The following is a 223-nucleotide window of genomic DNA, read 5'->3' as shown; positions in this document are numbered from 1 at the left end:
GCCGTGCGCATCCTGCGCGACCCCGGCGCCGGCGAGCCCCTGGACCAGGCGCTGGTTCTGTGGATGCCGGGGCCGCGCAGCTTCACCGGCGAGGACCAGGCGGAGCTCCATATCCATGGCGGCCTCGCCACGCGGGCGGCGGTGCTGAAGGCTCTGGGCGCGATCCCCGATTGCCGCCCGGCCGAGGCGGGCGAGTTCACCCGCCGGGCGTTTCTCAACGGGC

Annotated in this window: 1 pseudogene; it reads left to right on the top strand. The window is 75.3% G+C overall.

Features of this window, described 5'->3' with window-relative positions:
* Window positions 1-223 (top strand): annotated as a pseudogene (locus tag E4K09_RS24145) (tRNA uridine-5-carboxymethylaminomethyl(34) synthesis GTPase MnmE); the annotation flags it as partial.

This window comes from Microvirga pakistanensis (genome assembly GCF_004458765.1).
GTDB classification, from domain to species: Bacteria; Pseudomonadota; Alphaproteobacteria; order Rhizobiales; family Beijerinckiaceae; genus Microvirga; species Microvirga pakistanensis.
The sequence above is the reverse complement of the archived record's forward strand: the minus strand, read 5'-3'. Positions and strand labels throughout refer to the sequence as shown.